The organism is Trichococcus pasteurii (assembly GCF_900112935.1).
In the GTDB taxonomy this organism is placed as follows: Bacteria; Bacillota; Bacilli; order Lactobacillales; family Aerococcaceae; genus Trichococcus; species Trichococcus pasteurii.
In genome coordinates, this window is record NZ_FONM01000001.1 from 191,388 (window position 1) to 210,779 (window position 19,392).

At 45.4% G+C, this 19,392-nt stretch carries 15 protein-coding genes; 11 read left to right on the top strand and 4 right to left on the bottom strand.

What is annotated here, in order from left to right; all coding sequences use genetic code 11:
- Window positions 1-148: 148 nt before the first annotated feature.
- Window positions 149-1,540 (bottom strand): argininosuccinate lyase, encoded by a 1,392-nt coding sequence (gene argH / locus BM184_RS00915; RefSeq protein WP_086942157.1) that lies wholly within the window; start codon window positions 1,538-1,540, stop codon window positions 149-151.
- A 613-nt stretch (window positions 1,541-2,153) separates the two neighbouring features.
- Here argH and BM184_RS00920 point away from each other — a divergent pair.
- On the top strand, window positions 2,154-2,903 hold the full coding sequence (locus tag BM184_RS00920; RefSeq protein WP_086942158.1) for a gamma-glutamyl-gamma-aminobutyrate hydrolase family protein: 750 nt from the start codon (window positions 2,154-2,156) through the stop codon (window positions 2,901-2,903).
- A 123-nt stretch (window positions 2,904-3,026) separates the two neighbouring features.
- Here the strand turns inward: BM184_RS00920 and BM184_RS00925 are convergent, their stop codons facing one another.
- Window positions 3,027-4,202, bottom strand: a complete 1,176-nt coding sequence (locus BM184_RS00925; RefSeq protein WP_086942159.1) for an IS110 family RNA-guided transposase — start codon at window positions 4,200-4,202, stop codon at window positions 3,027-3,029.
- Window positions 4,203-4,535: 333 nt separating this feature from the next.
- On the opposite strand from BM184_RS00925, the gene BM184_RS00930 reads away from it, so the two are divergent.
- The gene (locus BM184_RS00930) at window positions 4,536-5,081 is read left to right on the top strand and encodes a CDP-alcohol phosphatidyltransferase family protein (RefSeq protein ID WP_086942160.1); all 546 of its coding nucleotides are present in this window, start codon (window positions 4,536-4,538) and stop codon (window positions 5,079-5,081) included.
- A gap of 76 nt (window positions 5,082-5,157) precedes the next feature.
- Here BM184_RS00930 and BM184_RS00935 read toward each other — a convergent pair whose 3' ends face one another.
- Entirely contained in the window at window positions 5,158-6,327 is a 1,170-nt protein-coding gene (locus BM184_RS00935) for a pyridoxal phosphate-dependent aminotransferase (protein ID WP_086942161.1), read from the bottom strand.
- A gap of 266 nt (window positions 6,328-6,593) precedes the next feature.
- Here BM184_RS00935 and BM184_RS00940 point away from each other — a divergent pair, with 266 nt between their 5' ends.
- On the top strand, window positions 6,594-7,241 hold the full coding sequence (locus BM184_RS00940) for a hypothetical protein (RefSeq protein ID WP_086942162.1): 648 nt from the start codon (window positions 6,594-6,596) through the stop codon (window positions 7,239-7,241).
- Between the two features lie 314 nt (window positions 7,242-7,555).
- Window positions 7,556-9,253 carry a dihydroxy-acid dehydratase gene (gene ilvD, locus BM184_RS00945; protein WP_086942163.1) on the top strand — a complete coding sequence of 566 codons (1,698 nt, stop codon included), beginning with the start codon at window positions 7,556-7,558 and terminating at the stop codon, window positions 9,251-9,253.
- Window positions 9,254-9,334: 81 nt separating this feature from the next.
- On the opposite strand, the gene BM184_RS00950 is transcribed toward ilvD, so the two are convergent.
- Window positions 9,335-10,756, bottom strand: coding sequence for an MFS transporter (locus BM184_RS00950; RefSeq protein ID WP_177208492.1), 1,422 nt, complete (start codon window positions 10,754-10,756; stop codon window positions 9,335-9,337).
- Window positions 10,757-11,280: 524 nt separating this feature from the next.
- Here BM184_RS00950 and BM184_RS00955 point away from each other — a divergent pair.
- The 7 genes from BM184_RS00955 (at window position 11,281) to BM184_RS00985 (ending at window position 19,107) form a co-directional block, all read left to right on the top strand.
- A complete protein-coding gene (locus tag BM184_RS00955; protein ID WP_086942165.1) occupies window positions 11,281-12,054 on the top strand; it encodes an IclR family transcriptional regulator in 774 nt (257 codons plus the stop codon).
- A gap of 255 nt (window positions 12,055-12,309) precedes the next feature.
- On the top strand, window positions 12,310-12,957 hold the full coding sequence (locus tag BM184_RS00960) for a bifunctional 2-keto-4-hydroxyglutarate aldolase/2-keto-3-deoxy-6-phosphogluconate aldolase (RefSeq protein ID WP_086942166.1): 648 nt from the start codon (window positions 12,310-12,312) through the stop codon (window positions 12,955-12,957).
- A 43-nt stretch (window positions 12,958-13,000) separates the two neighbouring features.
- Window positions 13,001-14,416: a glucuronate isomerase gene (uxaC, locus tag BM184_RS00965; RefSeq protein WP_086942167.1), complete on the top strand. Its 1,416-nt coding sequence runs from the start codon at window positions 13,001-13,003 to the stop codon at window positions 14,414-14,416.
- A gap of 34 nt (window positions 14,417-14,450) precedes the next feature.
- Entirely contained in the window at window positions 14,451-15,503 is a 1,053-nt protein-coding gene (gene uxuA / locus BM184_RS00970; protein ID WP_086942168.1) for a mannonate dehydratase, read from the top strand.
- 18 nt (window positions 15,504-15,521) lie between these two features.
- Window positions 15,522-16,367 carry an SDR family oxidoreductase gene (locus BM184_RS00975; RefSeq protein WP_086626865.1) on the top strand — a complete coding sequence of 282 codons (846 nt, stop codon included), beginning with the start codon at window positions 15,522-15,524 and terminating at the stop codon, window positions 16,365-16,367.
- Window positions 16,368-16,462: 95 nt separating this feature from the next.
- Window positions 16,463-17,311: an HAD family hydrolase gene (locus tag BM184_RS00980; RefSeq protein WP_086942169.1), complete on the top strand. Its 849-nt coding sequence runs from the start codon at window positions 16,463-16,465 to the stop codon at window positions 17,309-17,311.
- Between the two features lie 53 nt (window positions 17,312-17,364).
- A complete protein-coding gene (locus BM184_RS00985) occupies window positions 17,365-19,107 on the top strand; it encodes a glycoside hydrolase family 3 protein (RefSeq protein WP_086942170.1) in 1,743 nt (580 codons plus the stop codon).
- Window positions 19,108-19,392 lie beyond the last annotated feature (285 nt).

A 19,392-nucleotide genomic window follows, 5' to 3' on the forward strand; every position in this document is an offset into this window, starting at 1 on the left:
TTGCATTGGGATTGGATTTATACTAAGAAATTCCCTGCCAAAACCTATTTGGAGGGGTAAAATGTCCAAGGGCAACACGAGATTGCCCGCCAAACCACAGAAAGAGGCAGCCTCATTTTCGAGGCTGCCTCTTTCTGTTAATGATTGATTAGGAAATGATCCGGTAGTCTTCCAATTTCGTTTTGACTGCGTCGATGTGCTCTTTCACGCGTTCTGGTGCCGGCCCACCGGCTACATTTCTGCGGATGACGCATTCTTTCAGGTCAACCTTCTTGTAGATGGTTTCATCAAAAGCAACCGAGTGTTTTTTGTACATCTCCAACGGGAAGTTTTCCAGCGTCAGGTTCTGTTCCTCGCACTCCTTCAGGATATTACCGGTGATCTGGTAAGCGTCACGGAAAGGGATTCCTTTTTCGACAAGGTAATCGGCGCAGTCGGTGGCATTCAGATAGCCTTTTTGTGAAGCCGTCAGCATGGCTTCCTCAATCACGTCCATATCGTTGAGCATCGCAGGCAGGATCTCCAGACAGAATGTCACTGTGTCGATCGCTTCGAACAGCAATTCTTTTTCTTCCTGCATGTCTTTGTTGTATGCGAGCGGCAAACCTTTCATCAAAGTCAATACGCCCATCAAATCGCCGAAGACACGGCCGGATTTTCCGCGCAACAATTCCGCGATGTCCGGATTTTTCTTCTGCGGCATGATGCTGGAGCCGGAAGAGAACGTATCCCGGATTTTCACAAAACCGAACTCCTGCGATGACCAGATGATGACTTCTTCAGCCAGACGGGAAATGTGGACCATGATGATCGACATATCCGCCAGCATTTCCAAGGAATGGTCGCGATCGGATACACCATCCAGGCTATTCCGGGAAAAATCCTTGAACCCGAGTGCTTCAGCAGTGAAGGCGCGGTCCAACGGCAATGTTGTAGTCGCAAGTGCGGCACTGCCCAGCGGCAAATAATGCAATACCCGTTCTTTGGCATCATCCAAACGGGACTTGTCCCTCAGGAACATCTCCGTGTAAGCCATCAAGTGATGGGCAAACGTAATCGGTTGTGCACGTTGAAGATGGGTATAGCCAGGCATGATCGTTTCCAAATGCTGTTCGGCTTTTTCGCTCAATGCGAGGGCAACGTTAGCAGCAAGGCTGGAAAGGTGCTCCAACGCAGAAACAGAATACAACTTCAAAGCAGTCGCTACTTGATCATTACGGCTTCGTCCCGTATGGACCTTCTTGCCGATTGCACCAAGGCGACGCGTCAGTTCCGCTTCCAGGAAGCTGTGGATATCTTCCTCCGAAAAATCAATGTTGAGATCGCCATCCTGTAATTCATCGTTCATTTTACCCAGTTCATTGACGAGGGCCTCCGCTTCTTCGCGGGGAATAATATTGGTTTTTCCCAACATTTTTGCGTGAGCGATACTACCGGCGATATCCGCATAGACCAAGCGGGCATCCGCATCGATGGATGAATTGAATTCAAATGCCTTTTCATTCATGGAACCGTGATAATTATTTGACCAAATTGCCATAATTTCCTCCTTGGCAGGGTGCTTGTCTTGGTGTGGATGACCACGCTGCAATCCCTGGCTCTTTTTGATAGTGTTTTAGTACGTTTAAGTGTTGCAGCTTTTTTCGTTTGCTTCTGTCAATTGTACAATTGTTTCGAATGCGAGTTCAATCACTTTTTGCAATTGCGCATAATCTGTTCATTCTTAATGCTACTCATTCGCAAAAAATTATGCAAACGCGCGTGTTCTCATTTTTTTTTAATTTTATTTTCTATATTGAATCCTAGAGCAAAAGCGTCCAAAAAGCAAGGGAAATCAAGGATAATCATGATAAAAGCAGAATAAAAATGAGATGCTGCATTGAAAAACGCCACAACTCGTGATTGACAGAGGGATGAGAGCACGTTACAATAGCATTAATTTATTTTTAAATGTGAATTTGATGAAAAAGTTTATCGAATAGCAATAAAAGGCGCGGAGGGATGGGAATGATGGACAGCTTTATGGACATGCACATGTGTTGCGGAAAAGATAAGCTTGTGCATTGTGTGCTCATTTGAACAGCCTTTTTGGGAAGTGTCTGCAGATCATGACCGCACTTCATTAGAGAATAATGTGACGGGAGGAATATTGGATGAAACCGATTATAGGAATTGGAGGCAACCATCTGACTGCTGAACTCGGCAATCAGATGGAAAAAACATACACGCCGCAAGGGTTTATCGATGGTGTACAAGTAGCAGGAGGGATTCCGCTTGTGATTCCCATCAGCGATCCAATGGATGCAGAGCATTACATCAACGCCGTGGACGGATTGATTTTGGCGGGCGGTCAGGACGTATCCCCGATTCTTTATGATGAGGAGCCGACGCACCGGTTGGGTGTCACGCATCCGGCGAGGGACGCTTTCGAGATTGCTTTGGCCAGAGAGGCGTACAATCAGTGCAAACCGATTTTTGCGGTATGCCGAGGGATGCAGTTGATCAATGTTGCTTTTGGCGGAAGCCTGCATCAGGATATCAGCCAGCTGGAAGAGTATGATGTCCAACATGACCAAAAAACGAACATCCAGTATGCTTCCCATTCGATTTCGATTGCGCCGAATAATTTCTTGCGTTCCTTTTTAGGGGAGAAGCATCTCGTCAACTCTTTCCATCACCAAGGCGTCAAGGAATTGGCGGAACCTTTTGAGGCTATCGCTTGGAGCTCCGACGGGTTGATCGAAGCTTTCCAGGCAAAAGAAAGAAGCCAAAATATCTTTGCGGTGCAGTGGCATCCGGAATTTATGCTGGCATCTTCCCAGAAAATGCAATATTTCTTTGATGAGATCGTCTTCCTGGCGGGGACGGGCATCCATTATCAAGACAACGTGATGCATTATTAAGAATCGTTCAGAAACCTGCAGCCATACGATTGCTTGGTTTCTGAACTTTTTGTTTGAAAATAAATAGCTGAAAAATGCGCAAAAAAGCACTCCCATGCTATAATTTAAGTGGAAAAAATTTTTTTAGTTTGCTCTAGCCTGTTGCCGCAGTCCTAGAGCTTTTTTCGTGTCGTAATGCTCGCCTGTGCTCAAGATTTTATAGATTATTCTAATCATTTTATTAGCACAAGCTATAATTGCCTTCATCTTCGAACTTCTACCAGATATACGAGCGTATAGACTGTGGAAGGCTTCATCTTTTGATCTTCCCGCAGTGCCTCCGGCCTGGAAGAGGCCAGATTTTAAATATTTATTTCCTTGTGTTGTATGAGAAGATTTTTTTATTCCGGTACTCTCGTAAGATCCTGGGCATACGCCAGCCCACGATGCTAAGTTGCCTTGTGATTGGAAGGCCTCTACATTTGGGCCAATTTCACTCAAAATCACGAAGGCAACAATCGAACTGACTCCAGGAATTTCAATAAGGAGATTATACTCTCGCTCAAATCTCTCTAAAACATATTGCTTTATAACAACCGTGATTTCCTCTACTTGATTTATCAAATGATGGTAATGTTCCAAGGATTGTCCCAGTAGGAATCGATCCTCAATGGACAGTTTACCGTCCATCGCTTCAACTAGCTGATCCACAGTAGCTTTGAGTCTCCCCTGAATTTTGGGAAGAACCGTTTCTGCTGTAATGACTTCCCCGTTAATGAACATCTCCAATAAGGCCATTCCAGTAAGACCATAGATATCCGAAAGATAGCTCGTTAGCTTAATGTTGGCCCGTTGTAAAATATTATGAATTTCATTTTTACATTGGGTGATCCGTTCGGTATAGGATTTACGGCGTCTTGTCAGAAGCCGCAATTGTTGAACTTCCTCGCAAGGAATGTAGGATGGCTGAATCAGACCACATCTACCAAGTTGGGCGATCCATTCTGCATCATTCATATCCGTTTTCCTGCCAGGAAGATTTTTAATATGTTGCGGATTCGCCAGAATCAACGTCAGATCGCTGTCATAGAAAATATTAAATATTGGAATCCAATATCGCCCAGTGCTTTCGAAAAAAACGTGCGTTACATGCTGAGATTGAATCCATGTCAATGCTTCTCGGAGTTTCTTTGTTGTTGTACCAAAGGTACGATATTGTTTTTTTGGTTTGTTTGTATCTAACGGGCCGTCAAGTATACAACAGACAATGGACTTTTGATGCACATCGATTCCACAACAGGTTTCAACCATAACTTCCATGGAAATCCCTCCTATAAAAAAATGAGAAGATAACGGATTTCATCGAAATAGATCTGTAATTTTGTTTCCATACTCATAGGTATATTCGGTTTTTCTCAGCAAGATGAAATCATTCAGTTTTTTGTACGGGTTCGGCAAAACACCGCTAAGCCATTGAATTTGTGTTACCTTCAATTAAATTATAAGGGGTCATTTATTTTCTGTCATGGATTTGTTCGCGAAGCGAACTTGGAGTTTTTTGTGCGTTCTACTCTGCTAAAAATAGCTAAAGAACGCGCTATAGATTAAAATAAATATAAGAAGAACGCCAATGGTAGCTGGGAGGCAAAATTTATGAAACGTGTACCGAACATCCTGACGCTGATACGCCTTTTTTTGATCCCTTTTTATTTGATGGTTTTCTATTCCGATACGGCTCATCCGGTCCGTTGGGCGATGATCATCTTTCTGGTCGCCAGCCTTACCGACATCATTGATGGCTACATCGCCAGGAAATATGATGCCATCACGAAATTTGGGCAGGTGGCTGATCCGTTTGCGGATAAAGTGATGCAGATTTCAGTTCTGTACACCTTGATGGACATCGGTTATATCGAAAACTGGTTTTTCCTGATCGTGTTGATAAAAGACGGTCTGCAGATATTGCTGGGCGTGGCTTTGCTGAATGTAGAGCCGAAAATCATCGTACCGGCGAATGCATTCGGAAAGGCCACGACCGTCCTGATTTTTGCCACGATCCTGCTTTCCTTGTTCCGACTGCAGGGACTGATCTATCTGCAGATATTCGTCGGGGGATTGGCTGTCATCACGTTCTCCCAGTATGCCTATCATGTCTGGCAAGCGTGGAAAAAAAACAAATCCGCCAAAATCGATAGCTAGCAATGAAAAAAACGACGAGGAGACTCGTCGTTTTTTTTTTCATAAATTAGGGATGAACAAACCCGTTCAGCTTTTCCTATAAATTCGGATAAGCCTTTATGATATAGGCTTTGATGCGATCCACGGCTTCCTGAAGGACTTCTTCCGATTCGGCGAACGGAATCCTCAAGTAGCCTTCGCCCATTTTCCCGAAAGCGGAGCCCGGCGTGAGCGCTACGTGGGTTTCAGTCAAGATTTCCATCGCAAAATCATAGGAGGACTTGCCGAATGCCTTGATGTTCGGGAAGGCATAGAAGGCGCCTTCCGTGCTCAGGCATTTGAAGCCGGGGATCTGGTTCAGGCCATCGACAATGATATGGCGGCGACGGTCATATTGTTCCAAGAAATAACGGACATCATCCTGCGGTCCGGTGATAGCAGCGATTGCGGCTTCCTGGATGAATGGAGGTACGCAGAATCCGACGCCTTCCCTGAACTCGGCCATGCGATCGATGGCTTCATGGTTGCCGACGACATAGCCGATCCGCCAACCCGTCATCGCATAGGTTTTGGACAAGCTGTTCACCACGAAATGATTTTCTTTTGCGCCAAGTATCTGGAACAGGCTGAAATGTTTCTTGCCATCGTAAATAAGGCTTTCGTAGACTTCATCCGAAAGAATCGCGATCTGATGGCGATCGGCCAAGGCCACGATGGCTTCCATATCGCTTTGATCGAGAATAGACCCCATCGGATTGTTCGGGGTATTCAGAATGATCAAGCGCGTTTTGTCGGTCAGGACTTGCTCAATATCAGTAGCTTGCATTTTGAATGAATTTTCTTCGTAGACGGGGACCGGTACGACTTTGGCGCCCAAAAGCATAATCTGGCCGAGATAATTCGGATAGCTCGGATCGGCGATGATCACCTCGTCACCCGGATTCAGAATCGACATCATCACGTGCAGGATGGCTTCCGTTCCGCCGAAAGTCGCCATGACTTCACTCGGCTCGAATGCGATGCCGGTCTGGTCCGTATATTTTTTCGCTACGGCTTGCTGAAAAGCGTGCTCGCCGACATTCGGGCCATAGTGCGTATGATTGGCGGCGATGGCATCCTGCCCAGCTTTTTTTATGCTTTCCGGCGTTTCGAAATTCGGTTCGCCCATCGTCAGCATCAGGGTGTCATCGAATTGGGCAGCCAGTTTCGCCATCTTTCGGATGCTGGATGCCGGATAGTTTTTGGATAGTTCAGACCAATGGTACATATTTGTTTGCTCCTTCTAATCGACTTTTCTTCCATCTTATCAGATATCCTTCGACTATCCTAGTGTCGTTAATGTGAGCGAATGAGGCAAAGTAAAGATAATTTTCTGAAAAGTGCCTGCTGTCGGACTGTTTTTGGTATAATGAAAGGATGGGGAAAAACAGAACGACTTTGCATTCGCTGCGATGGGATGACCTATCTTATCAGCAACCTGAACAATAGGTGCGGAAGTCCGATTTTGAAATCATATGATATAGGAGCATCAGGATGTCAGATCAGAAGATTTATTTATTATTGACGGATACAGGGTCTATGTTGACTCGGACCATCAAACTGTTCACGAGGAAAAAATACAATCACGTATCCTTGGCATTTGATGCAGCGTTGGCGGATACCTTCAGTTTTGGCCGCAAAAAAGCCAATAACCCTTTTATTGGGGGGTTCATACACGAAGATGTGACATCTGATTTCTACAGCCAGGCAAAATGCGCGGTGTATGCGTTGACTGTGTCGGAGGAACAGGCGTCAGTGATGAGGGGCTATGTTTCTTCATTCGAGAAGGAAAAAGAAAAGTACCATTATAACCTGTTGGGGCTATTGCCTGCTCTGTTCAATAAGGAGTGGGACAGGGAAAATTATTATTTTTGTTCACATTTTGTTTCGACTGTATTGGTGGAGGGGGACGTGCTGCAAGCCGAAAAGCCAGTGACACTGATGAGGCCGACAGACATATTGGAAGCATTGCCGTTTGTGCCTTTGTATGAAGGGAAACTTTTTCATTTCAATGAGTTGTCCATGAGTGGAGTCGAGCAAGGTTTGGCATATGAATCTGAGAGAGTCATCGAATCGATTATTGATCCGGATAGTGCTGACCTCTGCTTTCCGGAAAACTTCTCCCCTGTCCCTGTCCTTTAGTCAACGCGATTCATTTAGGTAAGCGAACGGGACTATGAAAGAAGAATAAAACCATTGACTTATTTCTAATTTAGATTTAATATTTAAGGAAAGATAATGAAAGGAGTTGCAGCATGATGAGAAGAACGGACGCACATAGTATAACAGCTTGCCATGCTGTTAACACTTTATTAGTCATTATTATGCCCTAGGATTCAAACTATTCAATTAGTTGAGTCCTATTCTTAGTGAATCAGGGCTCGATGTAAGCTGAAGCCCTATATCACATGAGGGCTTCTTTTTTATAAATATAAGGAAAAAAAGGGGAGACAGCAATGCGTAGTGATAAAATCAAAAAGGGAATAGATAAAGCGCCACATCGTTCCTTGCTGAGAGCAACCGGACAAATCAGGGAAGAAGGGGACATGGACAAACCGTTCATAGCTGTCTGCAATTCCTATACAGATATCGTGCCTGGTCACGTACATTTGAGAGAATTAGGCGATATCGCCAAAGAAGCGATCCGTGAAGCCGGCGGGATTCCTTTTGAATTCAACACTATCGGTGTCGATGACGGGATCGCGATGGGACACATCGGGATGCGCTATTCATTGCCATCACGGGAAATCATTGCTGATGCCGCTGAAACGGTCATCAACGCACACTGGTTCGACGGTGTTTTCTATATCCCGAACTGCGATAAAATTACACCGGGTATGCTGCTGGCGGCTGTCCGCACCAATGTTCCGGCCATTTTCTGCTCAGGCGGCCCGATGAAGGCTGGACTTTCCGCTACTGGACAGGCTCTGACATTGTCATCCATGTTTGAGGCGGTCGGAACTTTCAAAGAGGGCAAAATGACCCAAGAAGAATTTTTCGATATGGAAGCCAACGCTTGCCCAACATGCGGTTCTTGTGCGGGTATGTTCACCGCCAACTCCATGAATTGTTTGATGGAAGTATTGGGATTGTCATTGCCATACAACGGGACTGCTTTGGCAGTAAGTGACGAGAGAAGAGAACTGATCCGCGAAGCAGCCTTCAAACTGATGGACTTGGTCGAAAAAGACATCAAGCCGCGTGATATCATCACTGCTGACGCAATCGATGATGCCTTCGCCTTGGATATGGCGATGGGCGGTTCGACGAATACAGTGTTGCATACATTGGCTTTGGCGAAAGAAGCCGGAATCGACTATGACATGAACCGCATCAATGAAATTGCGGAAACAACCCCATACCTATCAAAAATCGCACCATCTTCTGCTTTCTCCATGCATGATGTGCATGAAGCCGGCGGCGTTCCGGCGATCATGAATGAATTGATCAAACACGGCAACCTGCACCCGGACCGTATCACGGTCACCAGCAAGACGATCCGTGAAAATGTCGCAGGACACGAAATCAAGAACGAAGAAGTCATCCATAAATACGAAAATGCCTATTCTCCGGTCGGTGGTTTGTCCATCCTGAACGGGAATATCGCTCCTTTCGGCGGCGTCATCAAAGTAGGCGGCGTGGATGCCGACATCAAAAAATTTGTCGGAAAAGCGATCTGCTTCAGCAGCCATGATGAGGCAGTGGAAGCAATCGATAACCGTACCGTCAAAAAAGGACATGTCGTCGTCATCCGTTATGAAGGCCCTAAAGGCGGACCAGGAATGCCGGAAATGTTGGCACCAACGTCTTCCATCGTGGGACGCGGCTTAGGCCGCGATGTTGCCCTGATCACGGACGGCCGATTCTCGGGTGCCACACGCGGTATCGCGATCGGACACATCTCTCCGGAAGCAGCTTCAGGCGGCCCAATCGGCTTGATCGAAGACGGCGATGAAATCGTCATCGATCTTGAGCACCGTACGATCAACGTATCTGTTGCTGATGAAGTGCTGGAAGAAAGAAAGAAAAAACAGACACGCTTCATGCCTAAAGTGAAGACAGGCTGGTTGGCACGTTATGCTGCCTTGGTTACCTCAGCCAATACCGGCGGCGTGCTGAAGACACCGGAAGAACTTTTTGCAGAATTTGAATAGAGCCAAAAAAAATCCACGCCGGTAACGCCGGCGTGGATTTTTTTGTTTTGGAATTCAGTCCATTCATTTGTTGCGGATGGATTATTCTTCATCGCGGCCCAGCGCAACTTGCATCTCTCGAACGGTCTTTCTGTCCAAGTTGAAGACGAACTTGAAGCAGATGAAGATGATGATGTAACCGATCAATGGGAACAGCGCCGCCATATCGCGGATGGCCAGTGAGTTTTCGGCGTTCCAGGTCATAGCGTCCTTAACATCCAAAGTAGGAATCAAGATGGCAATGGCTGCTGGAATGAATGATTGGCCGAAACCTTGTGCGACTTTACGCAACATAGAATAGGTTGCGTAAACGGAACCTTCATTGCGGATTCCGGTCTTCCATTCCTGATAGTCGATCGCGTCAGCAACCATACCCCAAGTGTAGATCGTCAAACCGAAAGCGAAACTGTTTGCGATGATCTGCATTGTGATCCAAAGAATTGGATTTTTGATTTCGACCAAGTAAAGGAAGGCGTACACAGCGATAGAGCCAATCAAAGGCCAGGTCGACAATTCTTTTTTGCCCAGTTTTCCGACCAAGGCACCCCCGAGGGCAGTACCAACAAATAGTGGGATAATTTGAGTCAGGATGGAGTATGAACTCAAGGTTCCGTCTCCGAAGTACATTTGGTAAGTCAATTGATGCAATTGGTTCCCGCCCATGATGAACAGGATTTGTGCGATGGAGGCAAGAGCGATACCCAAAATCGCGCGGTTACGGAAGAAGTCTTTTAAGGTCTTGAAGTAATTGAATTTTACTTCTTCACCTTCAGTCTCAGCGTGCTGGATGCGTTCTTCCGTATTCAGATACAGAAGAGCAAAAGCAATGATGGAAACGATACCCAAAATGACTGCAATCGGGAACATTCTTTCGCCACGGAAAATACTTGCTGTTTGGCCATTTTTTGTGACTTGTTCATAAGCGAACAACGGAATCAGGATGCCTAAAGGAACACCGGCGATGATGTATCCCCAAGAACGTGCATTGGATAAGGCAGCGCGTTGTGAAGGCTTGGAAGTCATAACGGAGCTCAGGGCGCCGTAAGGTACGTTAACGACTGTATAGGTGACATCCCATAAGATATATCCGCCGATACATAATGCTAGTTTTGCAGGATAAGACCAGTCAGCTGCATCGATGAACATGACAGTCGCAGCTAATGCCAGGAAAGGAGCACCGCGCAGAATCCATTGTTTGAATTTTTCACCTTTTTTGTTTGCACCCATACGGTCGACAATCGCGCCGATGATGGGATCGTTGATGCCATCAAGGATTTTTGTGATCAGAATGACGATGGAATAGTGGGCCAATGAAATCCCGATGTATTGTGTGTAGAAGATGAACATATAGCTGGAAATTAACGTGAAACTCATGTTGCATCCGAAGTCACCCATGAAATATCCGAGTAAATCACGGAATCCAAATGGACGCTTTGCCGTGCCTGTTACCTGATTTTGAGCCATTTTAAATCTTCCTCCCATAAAAAAATTTGACTAGAAGAGCGAAAATAATAACGGGAATAGAATATCATAATATGAAATCGCTTTTCTTAATCTGATATGAGTATAGTAAGAAAACGCATTCAAGTCAAAGAGGATGAGGGGGATTGATCAAAAATTAAGCCGTACTCGTCAAATTTCTGACATAATCCCGTAGCCACTTTTTTGCGCTTTGGGTCATCTCTTGGGGAAGGATGTTTCAAAAAAGTGATGCCTGAGCTTGCCATCTTCGGCTTTTGCTTCCATAAGAAGAGACGAAAGCAGTCCATCGTGAATGTGTGGCTCTAGGCATACTCATAAATATTTATGGAAATAACACTAAAGGGGCTTATCATAGTTTATTTTATTTGCTATAATATCACAATGTGAAACGGTTTTCCGTTGGATGAATCCAAATGCTGGTTTCTGAGTAAATAAGTATGGGAAATGGAATGATATACAAATATTTTAAAAAGATAGAGACTATTCGGAAAAGGATGATCAGAAAAATGGTACAAAAAGAAGAATCAAACGTAAGCACAAAAGTGCAATCGATAGATCGGGCCTTATCAATCCTGGAAACATTGGCAGACTATCCTAGTCTCAGCTTGATGGAGTTGAGCGAAAAAGTCCATCTGCATAAAGCAACGACCCATCGCTTAGTGAACTCTCTGATGGAGAACGGCTACATCGACCGCAATCCTGACACCAAGCAATATCGCATTTCCCTGAAGATGTTCCATCTCGGGAATAAACGTGTCCACAACATCGACTTTTTGAACGTGGCCAAAAGCATGATCCGACAGTTGTCGGATGATACAAAACAGACGGTGCATCTGGTTGTGGAAGACAACGATGAAGTGCTCTACATCGATAAGTATGGGGAATCCCGCGGTGTGCGGATGCAATCAAAGATCGGTACGAAAGCGCCGCTGTATTGCACTGCCGTCGGGAAAGCGCTCCTGAGCACCCGTCAAAACGCTGCCGTCCGTGAATATTGGGACAGTATCGTTCCGGAGCAAAAGACCGGACGCACAATCACTACCTATGAAGAACTCATCAATGAACTGGATGAAATCAGAAGGAATGGTTACGCTCTTGATGATGAAGAGTTTGAAGAGGGCATCGTCTGTATCGCTGCTGCGTTCTCGAGTGCGAGGGAAGTTGCCGCAGGCGCGATCAGCATCTCCTTGCCATTGTCCGATATGGTCGATAAAGACTTCTATACAGGAAAAATTTTGGAGTATTCCACAAAAATTTCACAGTTGCTCGGTCACTTTTGATCCTTTCCGATCTGAGGCCGATACAGATGCAGCTCCCCACGAAACGCATGATACTTGCGTTTGTGGGGATTTTTTTTGTATATCCTTTTGTTTTTATCGGGCCATTCAAGGGTATGCCACAAAATTTTCACAATTGGCCACTCATTTTTATATTTCTGATGGAATTTCGTTGACATAAAAGATGGTAAATTCTATAATGAACTCGAGTTATGATACTGAGTTCCACAATGCGAAACCATGAATGGAGGATGACAAATGAGCGTCAAAAGAGATACCCTGGCTCAATTACAAGAGAATTACCTGTTTGCAGTAGTGCGCGGAGCTTCCGAAGAGGCAGGTTATGAGATTTCAAAAGCAGCTTATCAAGGAGGCATCAAGAACATCGAGGTGACATTTTCGACACCAGGTGCTGAAAATGTTATGCGTAAGCTGTCTGATGAATTCGCAGGTACGGATATGGTGGTAGGTGCAGGTACGGTATTGGATGATGTCGCTGCGAGAATTTCAATCATGAATGGAGCAAAATTTATCGTAAGCCCTTCCTTCAATGAGAAAATTTCGAGAATGTGCAACCTATACACTGTTCCATACTTGCCTGGATGCGGATCTGTTACAGAGATTCAAATGGCTCTGGAAACCGGCTGTGAAGTAGTGAAGCTTTTCCCGGGTGGTTTGTTGGGTCCTGGATTCATCAAAGACGTTCATGGTCCTATTCCTTGGGTTGACGTGATGCCATCAGGTGGCGTAAGCATTGAAAACATGGATAAATGGATCGCAAACGGAGCATGGTCAGTCGGTGTCGGCAGTGCCTTGACAAGAAACCTTAAAGAAGGCGGCTACGCTAGTGTAACAGCTGCAGCTAAAGAATTTGCCGATCGTTTGGCAGAAATCAAAGTGCAATAATCAATAATAGTTCAAAATAAAGCTCGGAAGGGGATTTCTTCACATGTCATTTATTCATGACGACTTTATGTTACAGTCCGAAACGGCCAAAAAACTTTACCACGAATATGCGGAAAACATGCCCATCTTCGATTACCACTGCCATTTGGTCCCGCAACAGATTGCTGAAGACTATGAGTTCGAAAACATTACGGAATTATGGTTGGGCGGAGATCATTACAAATGGCGCGCGATGCGTGCGATGGGAATTCCGGAAGAAAAAATTACCGGCAATGCTTCTCCAGAAGAAAAATTTGAAGCCTGGGCCTACACTGCTGAAAATGCAGTAGGGAATCCGTTGTTCCACTGGACAGCCTTGGAATTGAAAAAGTATTTCCATATAGAAGAAACACTCACCAGCGCAAACTGGAAGGAAATCTATGCGGAATGCAACCGTGTGTTGAAGGAAGAAAAGCTTACAGCGCGTAAATTGATCAAAAATTCCAACGTCACCTTCATTTGCACGACAGACAATCCAACGGATACGTTGGAATGGCACAAAGCAATCGCTGAAGATGAGACATTCGATGTGGCCGTCCTGCCTGGTTTCCGTCCGGATGAAGCTTTCGCGATCCAGGATGCAGCCAAGTTTGCTGGGTTCATCGGAAAAATGCAGGAGGCGACCGGCAAGGAAATGAAGACATTCGCTGAGTTGCTGGAAGGAATGGAAGAACGGATCCAATATTTTGCGGATCATGGTTCGAACGTTTCCGACCACGGTCTGTCCCAAATCTATTATGCTGAAGGCACGGATGAAGAAATTGAAGCCATCTACGCCAAAGCGATTGCTGGGGACAGTGTTTCTGAAGCGGAGTACGCAAAATACCAAACACGCTTGTTGGTGGAACTCGGCAAAATCTATGCTGCCAAAGACTTCGTGATGCAATTGCACTTCGGCGCCATCCGCAACAACAATAAACGCATGTTTGCCGCATTAGGAGCGGATGCCGGCTTCGACTCCATACAGGATCAACCGAACGTCTCCTATGCTTTGAACAATCTCCTTGGTGCAATGGACCTGACAAATGAATTGCCTAAATTCATCGCCTATAATCTTGACCCTACTTATTTTGATCTGGTGGGAACGGCAATCACGAACTTCCAAGTGAACGATAAAGGCATCAAGAGCAAAGTTCAGATGGGTTCTGGTTGGTGGTTCAACGACACGAAGTACGGCATGCTGAAACAATTGAAATCATTATCCGAAGCAGGTTTGTTGATGAATTTTGTCGGCATGCTGACAGATTCAAGAAGTTTCATCTCCTATACGCGTCATGAGTATTTCCGCCGCATCTTGTGTGATTTCATCGGTGATCTCGTGGAACGTGGAGAAATCCCGAATGATGCCAAGTTATTGGAAAAGCTGATCACGAACATCAGCTACAACAACACTGTAGAATACTTTGATTTTAAAAAATAAAAAAATATAAAAAAAGAATAGGAAGTGTATTGCAATGGAAATGTCATTCAGATGGTACGGTCACGATGATCCTGTTACATTGAAAAATATCCGTCAAATCCCTGGTATGAAAGGAATCGTTACTGCAGTTTACGATATCCCGGTTGGTCAGCCTTGGCCATTGGAAAGAATCGAAAAATTGAAAGCAGACGTTGAAGCAGAAGGTATGTACATCTCTGTTATTGAATCTGTTCCGGTTCACGAATCCATTAAATTGGGTCGTCCGGATCGTGATCAATACATCAGTGCCTACAAAGAAACCTTGCGTAACTTGGGTAAAGCAGGGATTCCTGTTGTATGTTACAACTTTATGCCAATCTTTGACTGGACTCGTTCCAACTTGGCATACGAATTGCCGGATGGTTCAAATGCGTTGATCTTCGATGAAGAAGAAGTGAACAAAATGGACCCACGTACGCTTTCTCTTCCAGGTTGGGACGAAAGCTACACTGCTGAAGAAATGAACGCTTTAATGGATGAATACAAAGAAGTTGACGAAGAAAAACTATGGGAAAACCTGGAATACTTCATTAAAGAAATCATCCCGGTTGCTGAGGCAGCTGGCGTGAAGATGGCGATTCACCCTGATGATCCTCCATACAGCATCTTCGGATTGCCTCGTATCATCACAGGCGGAGAAGCATTGAACCGTTTCATCAAATTGTACGACAGCGAATATAACGGCGTTACATTATGCGTAGGTTCATTCGCTTCAGATCCTAAAAACGATGCAGTAGCAATCTTGAAAGATATGCTTGCTAAAAAACGTGTAAACTTCGTGCATGCACGTAACGTGAAATTGGTCGGCGGACGTTCATTTGAAGAATCTGCTCACTTGTCCGAAATGGGATCCATTGATATGTATGAAGTAGTAAAAGCATGTGTGGAAGGCGGCTTTGAAGGTGCAATCCGTCCAGACCATGGCCGTATGATTTGGGGAGAAACTGGTAAACCAGGGTATGGTTTGTATGACCGTGCGTTGGGTGCCACTTACCTGAATGGTTTGGAAGAAGCAGTGAAGAAAAACTTGAAAGCTCAAAAACAATAAGAAAGAAGGAAAATCACCATGACAAGCCCATTCGTTCATGATTTTACCGATAAAGTAGTAGTAGTAACAGGTGCTGGCGGCGTTTTATGCTCTTATTTCGCGAAAGAATTCGCTAGAGCAGGCGCAAAAGTAGCCCTTTTGGACTTAAACTTGGATAATGCACAAGGATACGCTGACGAAATCGTAGCTGAAGGCGGAATCGCTAAAGCATTCAAAGCCAACGTATTGGAATTGCCAAGTCTGCAAGCAGCTAAGGAAGCTGTCGTAGCTGAATTAGGCGAAGTGGATATCTTGGTCAACGGTGCAGGCGGCAATAACCCGCGCGCAACAACCGACAACGAATACCATGAAACTGATCTTCCGGAAGGAACAAAAACATTCTTTGACTTGGAACAAAGCGGCATCGAATTCGTCTTCAACTTGAACTTCTTGGGTACAGTATTGCCTACACAAGTTTTTGCTAAAGACATGGTTGGCCGTCCAGGCGCTAACATCATCAACATCTCAAGCATGAACGGTTTCACACCATTGACCAAAATCGTTGCTTACTCAGGCGCGAAAGCTGCTATTTCCAACTTGACTGAATGGCTGGCTGTACACTTCTCGCACGTAGGCATCCGTGTCAATGCGATCGCTCCAGGTTTCTTGGTTTCAAAACAAAACCAAGCGTTGTTGTTCAACGAAGATGGCACACCGACTCCTCGTACAGGCAAAATCCTGAATGGCACGCCAATGGGCCGTTTCGGCGAACCGCATGAATTGATCGGCGGCTTGCTGTTCTTGGCAGACGAAAAAGCTGCAAGCTTTGTGAATGGCGTAGTATTGCCGATCGATGGCGGCTTCAATGCGTATTCAGGCGTATAAGTTTAGGTAATTGAATAGGGCAGATAGAACGAAATGTGTTGCACAGTTCTTCTCTATCTGCCCTTTTTTTGATATCAAGTTAGGAGAGAAAAATTATGTCTACACACCCAACACAATTTACGAAACAAAAACAATTCTTAGTATGCGTCGATTCCGACGGCTGCGGAATGGATACGATGAACGTGAAACATGAACGTTTCTTCGGACCTTTGGCAGCTGACGAGTACGGCATCAAAAATCGCGAAACATTCTTGGCTGACTGGAACCGCATCAACCTGTTCTCCAGCACACGCGGCATCAATCGCTTTAAAGCATTGGTCTTGACATTGATTGAAGCACAGGAAAAAGGCGAAGACATCGGGGACATCACTGCTTTGACCGATTGGGCAAACAATGCGCCATCGTTATCGAATGCGTCCCTGGAAGCGGAGGTTGCGAAAGCGTCTTCCGAAGATTTAGAAAAAGCTTTGGTATGGAGCAAAAAAGTCAACGAAGGCATCGAAACGGAATTGGCGGGAGAAGATAAGCCGTTCCCTGGCGTTCTCGAAGGACTGACAAAAATCCACAGCCTGACGGATGTCGCAATCGTGAGCTCAGCCAACAGCGAAGCTTTGAACAGCGAATGGAACAGACACAATCTGATGCCGCAAGTTGACGTAGTCTATGGACAAGAAGTCGGCAGCAAAGCGGACGCTATTGCTGATTTGTTGACGAAAGGTTATGCAGCGGACGAAATTTTGATGGTCGGCGACGCACCTGGCGATGAACAAGCGGCAACCGTAAATGGCGTATTCTATTATCCGATTCTTTTCGGAAAAGAAGAATTCTCTTGGGAACGTCTAAGCAATGAAGCAATCGAGAAATTCTTGAACAAAGAATATGCAGGAGCTTATCAGGAAAAAGTGCTTGGGGAATTCCATGCCTTATTGGCTCAATTCGATTAATTTCATTTTCAATAGTTGCAAGTTGGAAACATTACGTTATCAGGAGGAAAAAAGTGCCAAAATTAGTTGATTTAAAAGCAAAACCGTACAATCTTGACGACAAACAGATCGCTTGGGTAAACGAAACGATCGCGGGTATGACGGATGAGGAAAAAGTAGGACAACTGTTCACGAACCTTTTCTTCTTCGGAAATGATGCCTTCTCAGGAAACGACTTCACAAACCAAGAAATCATCGAAAAATTCCACATCGGTGGCGCACGCTATCACGGCAATTCAAAAGAAGATATCCAGGATTTGTTGAACGAATTGCAATCCATGTCCAAAATTCCTCTATTGGTGGCTGCCAACTGCGATGCAGGCGGAAACGGCGCATGCGGCGAAGGCACGTACATCGCTTCCGGTGCACAGTGTGAAGCTGCTGGCGATCCACAAGTTTCTTACCATGCCGGGCTGGTTTCTGCCCGTGAAGAAAAAGCTTTGGGCGTCAACGTCAACTTCGACCCATGTGTGGACATCCTTTACAACTGGAGAAACACAATCGTCAATACGCGTGCTTACGGTACGGATGCAGAAACTGTCATCAAATATACGAATGCTTATTTGGATGGCTTGACTGCTGAAAACGGCGAAAACATGGAAGACGGCGTTATCCAATGCATCAAGCACTTCCCTGGAGACGGAACGGAAGAACGCGACCAGCATCTGGTCTTGGGCATCAATGAATTGAGCCCTGCAGAATGGCGCGCTTCATTCGGTAAAGTTTACCAAAACCACATCGATCGCGGTGTTGAAATGATCATGGCAGGCCACATTGCAGTCCCTGCTTTGCAAAAAGAATTGAACCCTGCTTTGGAAGACAAAGACATCATGCCGGCAACGTTGGCGGAAGAATTGATCCAAGATGAATTGAAGGGCGAACTGAATTTCAATGGTCTTGTCATTACCGATGCAACACACATGCTGGGAATGACATCGGCTATGCGCCGCGAAGATTATGTTCCAAAAGCAATCGCGGCTGGTTGCGATATGTTCCTTTTCTTCAATAACATCGAAGAGGACTTCGGTTTCATGCTGAAAGGCTACCAAAACGGCGTCATCACTGAAGAACGTTTGACTGATGCTTTGCGTCGTATTTTGGGCTTGAAAGCTAAATTGCACTTGCCGGAAAAACAAGCAAACGGCACGTTGTTGCGCACACGCGAAGACTTGAACATCATCGGCTGTGAGGAACACTTGCAATGGAGAGCGGAAGCTGCTGATAAAGGAATCTCTTTGATCAAAGATACCCAAAACAACTTGCCGATCAACCCTGTTGATCACAAACGCATCCGTCTGTACATTTTGGAAGGCGAAAAAGGCGGAATCAACGATGCCGGTTCAGCAACGCAACAACTGTTCATTGATGAATTGACAAGCCGCGGCTATGAAGTGACTGTAAACGAACGCGGCTCACGCGTCAAAGGCGCTACTTTGAAATACCGTGATGAAGTGGACTTCGCTTTGGAAGTTTCTGATATCGTCGGCTACGGTGCTCAAAACAACTACCGTATCCAATGGAGCACTGCTATGGCAAACGAAGTTCCTTGGTTTGTTTGGGAAGTTCCGCATGCGTTCGTATCATTGAACTTCACGACGCATCTGCATGATGCGACAATGGTGAAAACATTCATCAATGCTTACCACAACAACAAAGAAACAATCAAACAAGTCGTCGACAAACTGGAAGGCAAATCCGAATTCAAAGGCGGCCACAACGACCTGGTCTGGACCGACAAATGGCAAGCAAAACTATAGGATGTGATGATTCGCGTTTAGATACCCGGACGTTGGAGCACCCAGCGTAGTGAACCTCTTTTGTTCACTACGCTGGGTGTGAAACGGGAGCGGTATCTGCGAATCAGAACTCAACTACTAGGATACGATGAATTGCGTTTAGAGGGTGAGCACTAAGGGGACATTACGAGAACGGCCGCTTTTTGGCCGTGACGTAATGTCAACTTAGGCGGAACCCTCTGCAATTCAGAGTTCAACTAAAAAGTGTGTGATGAATCCTGAGCTCAGAGTTTGAGCATCTGAATC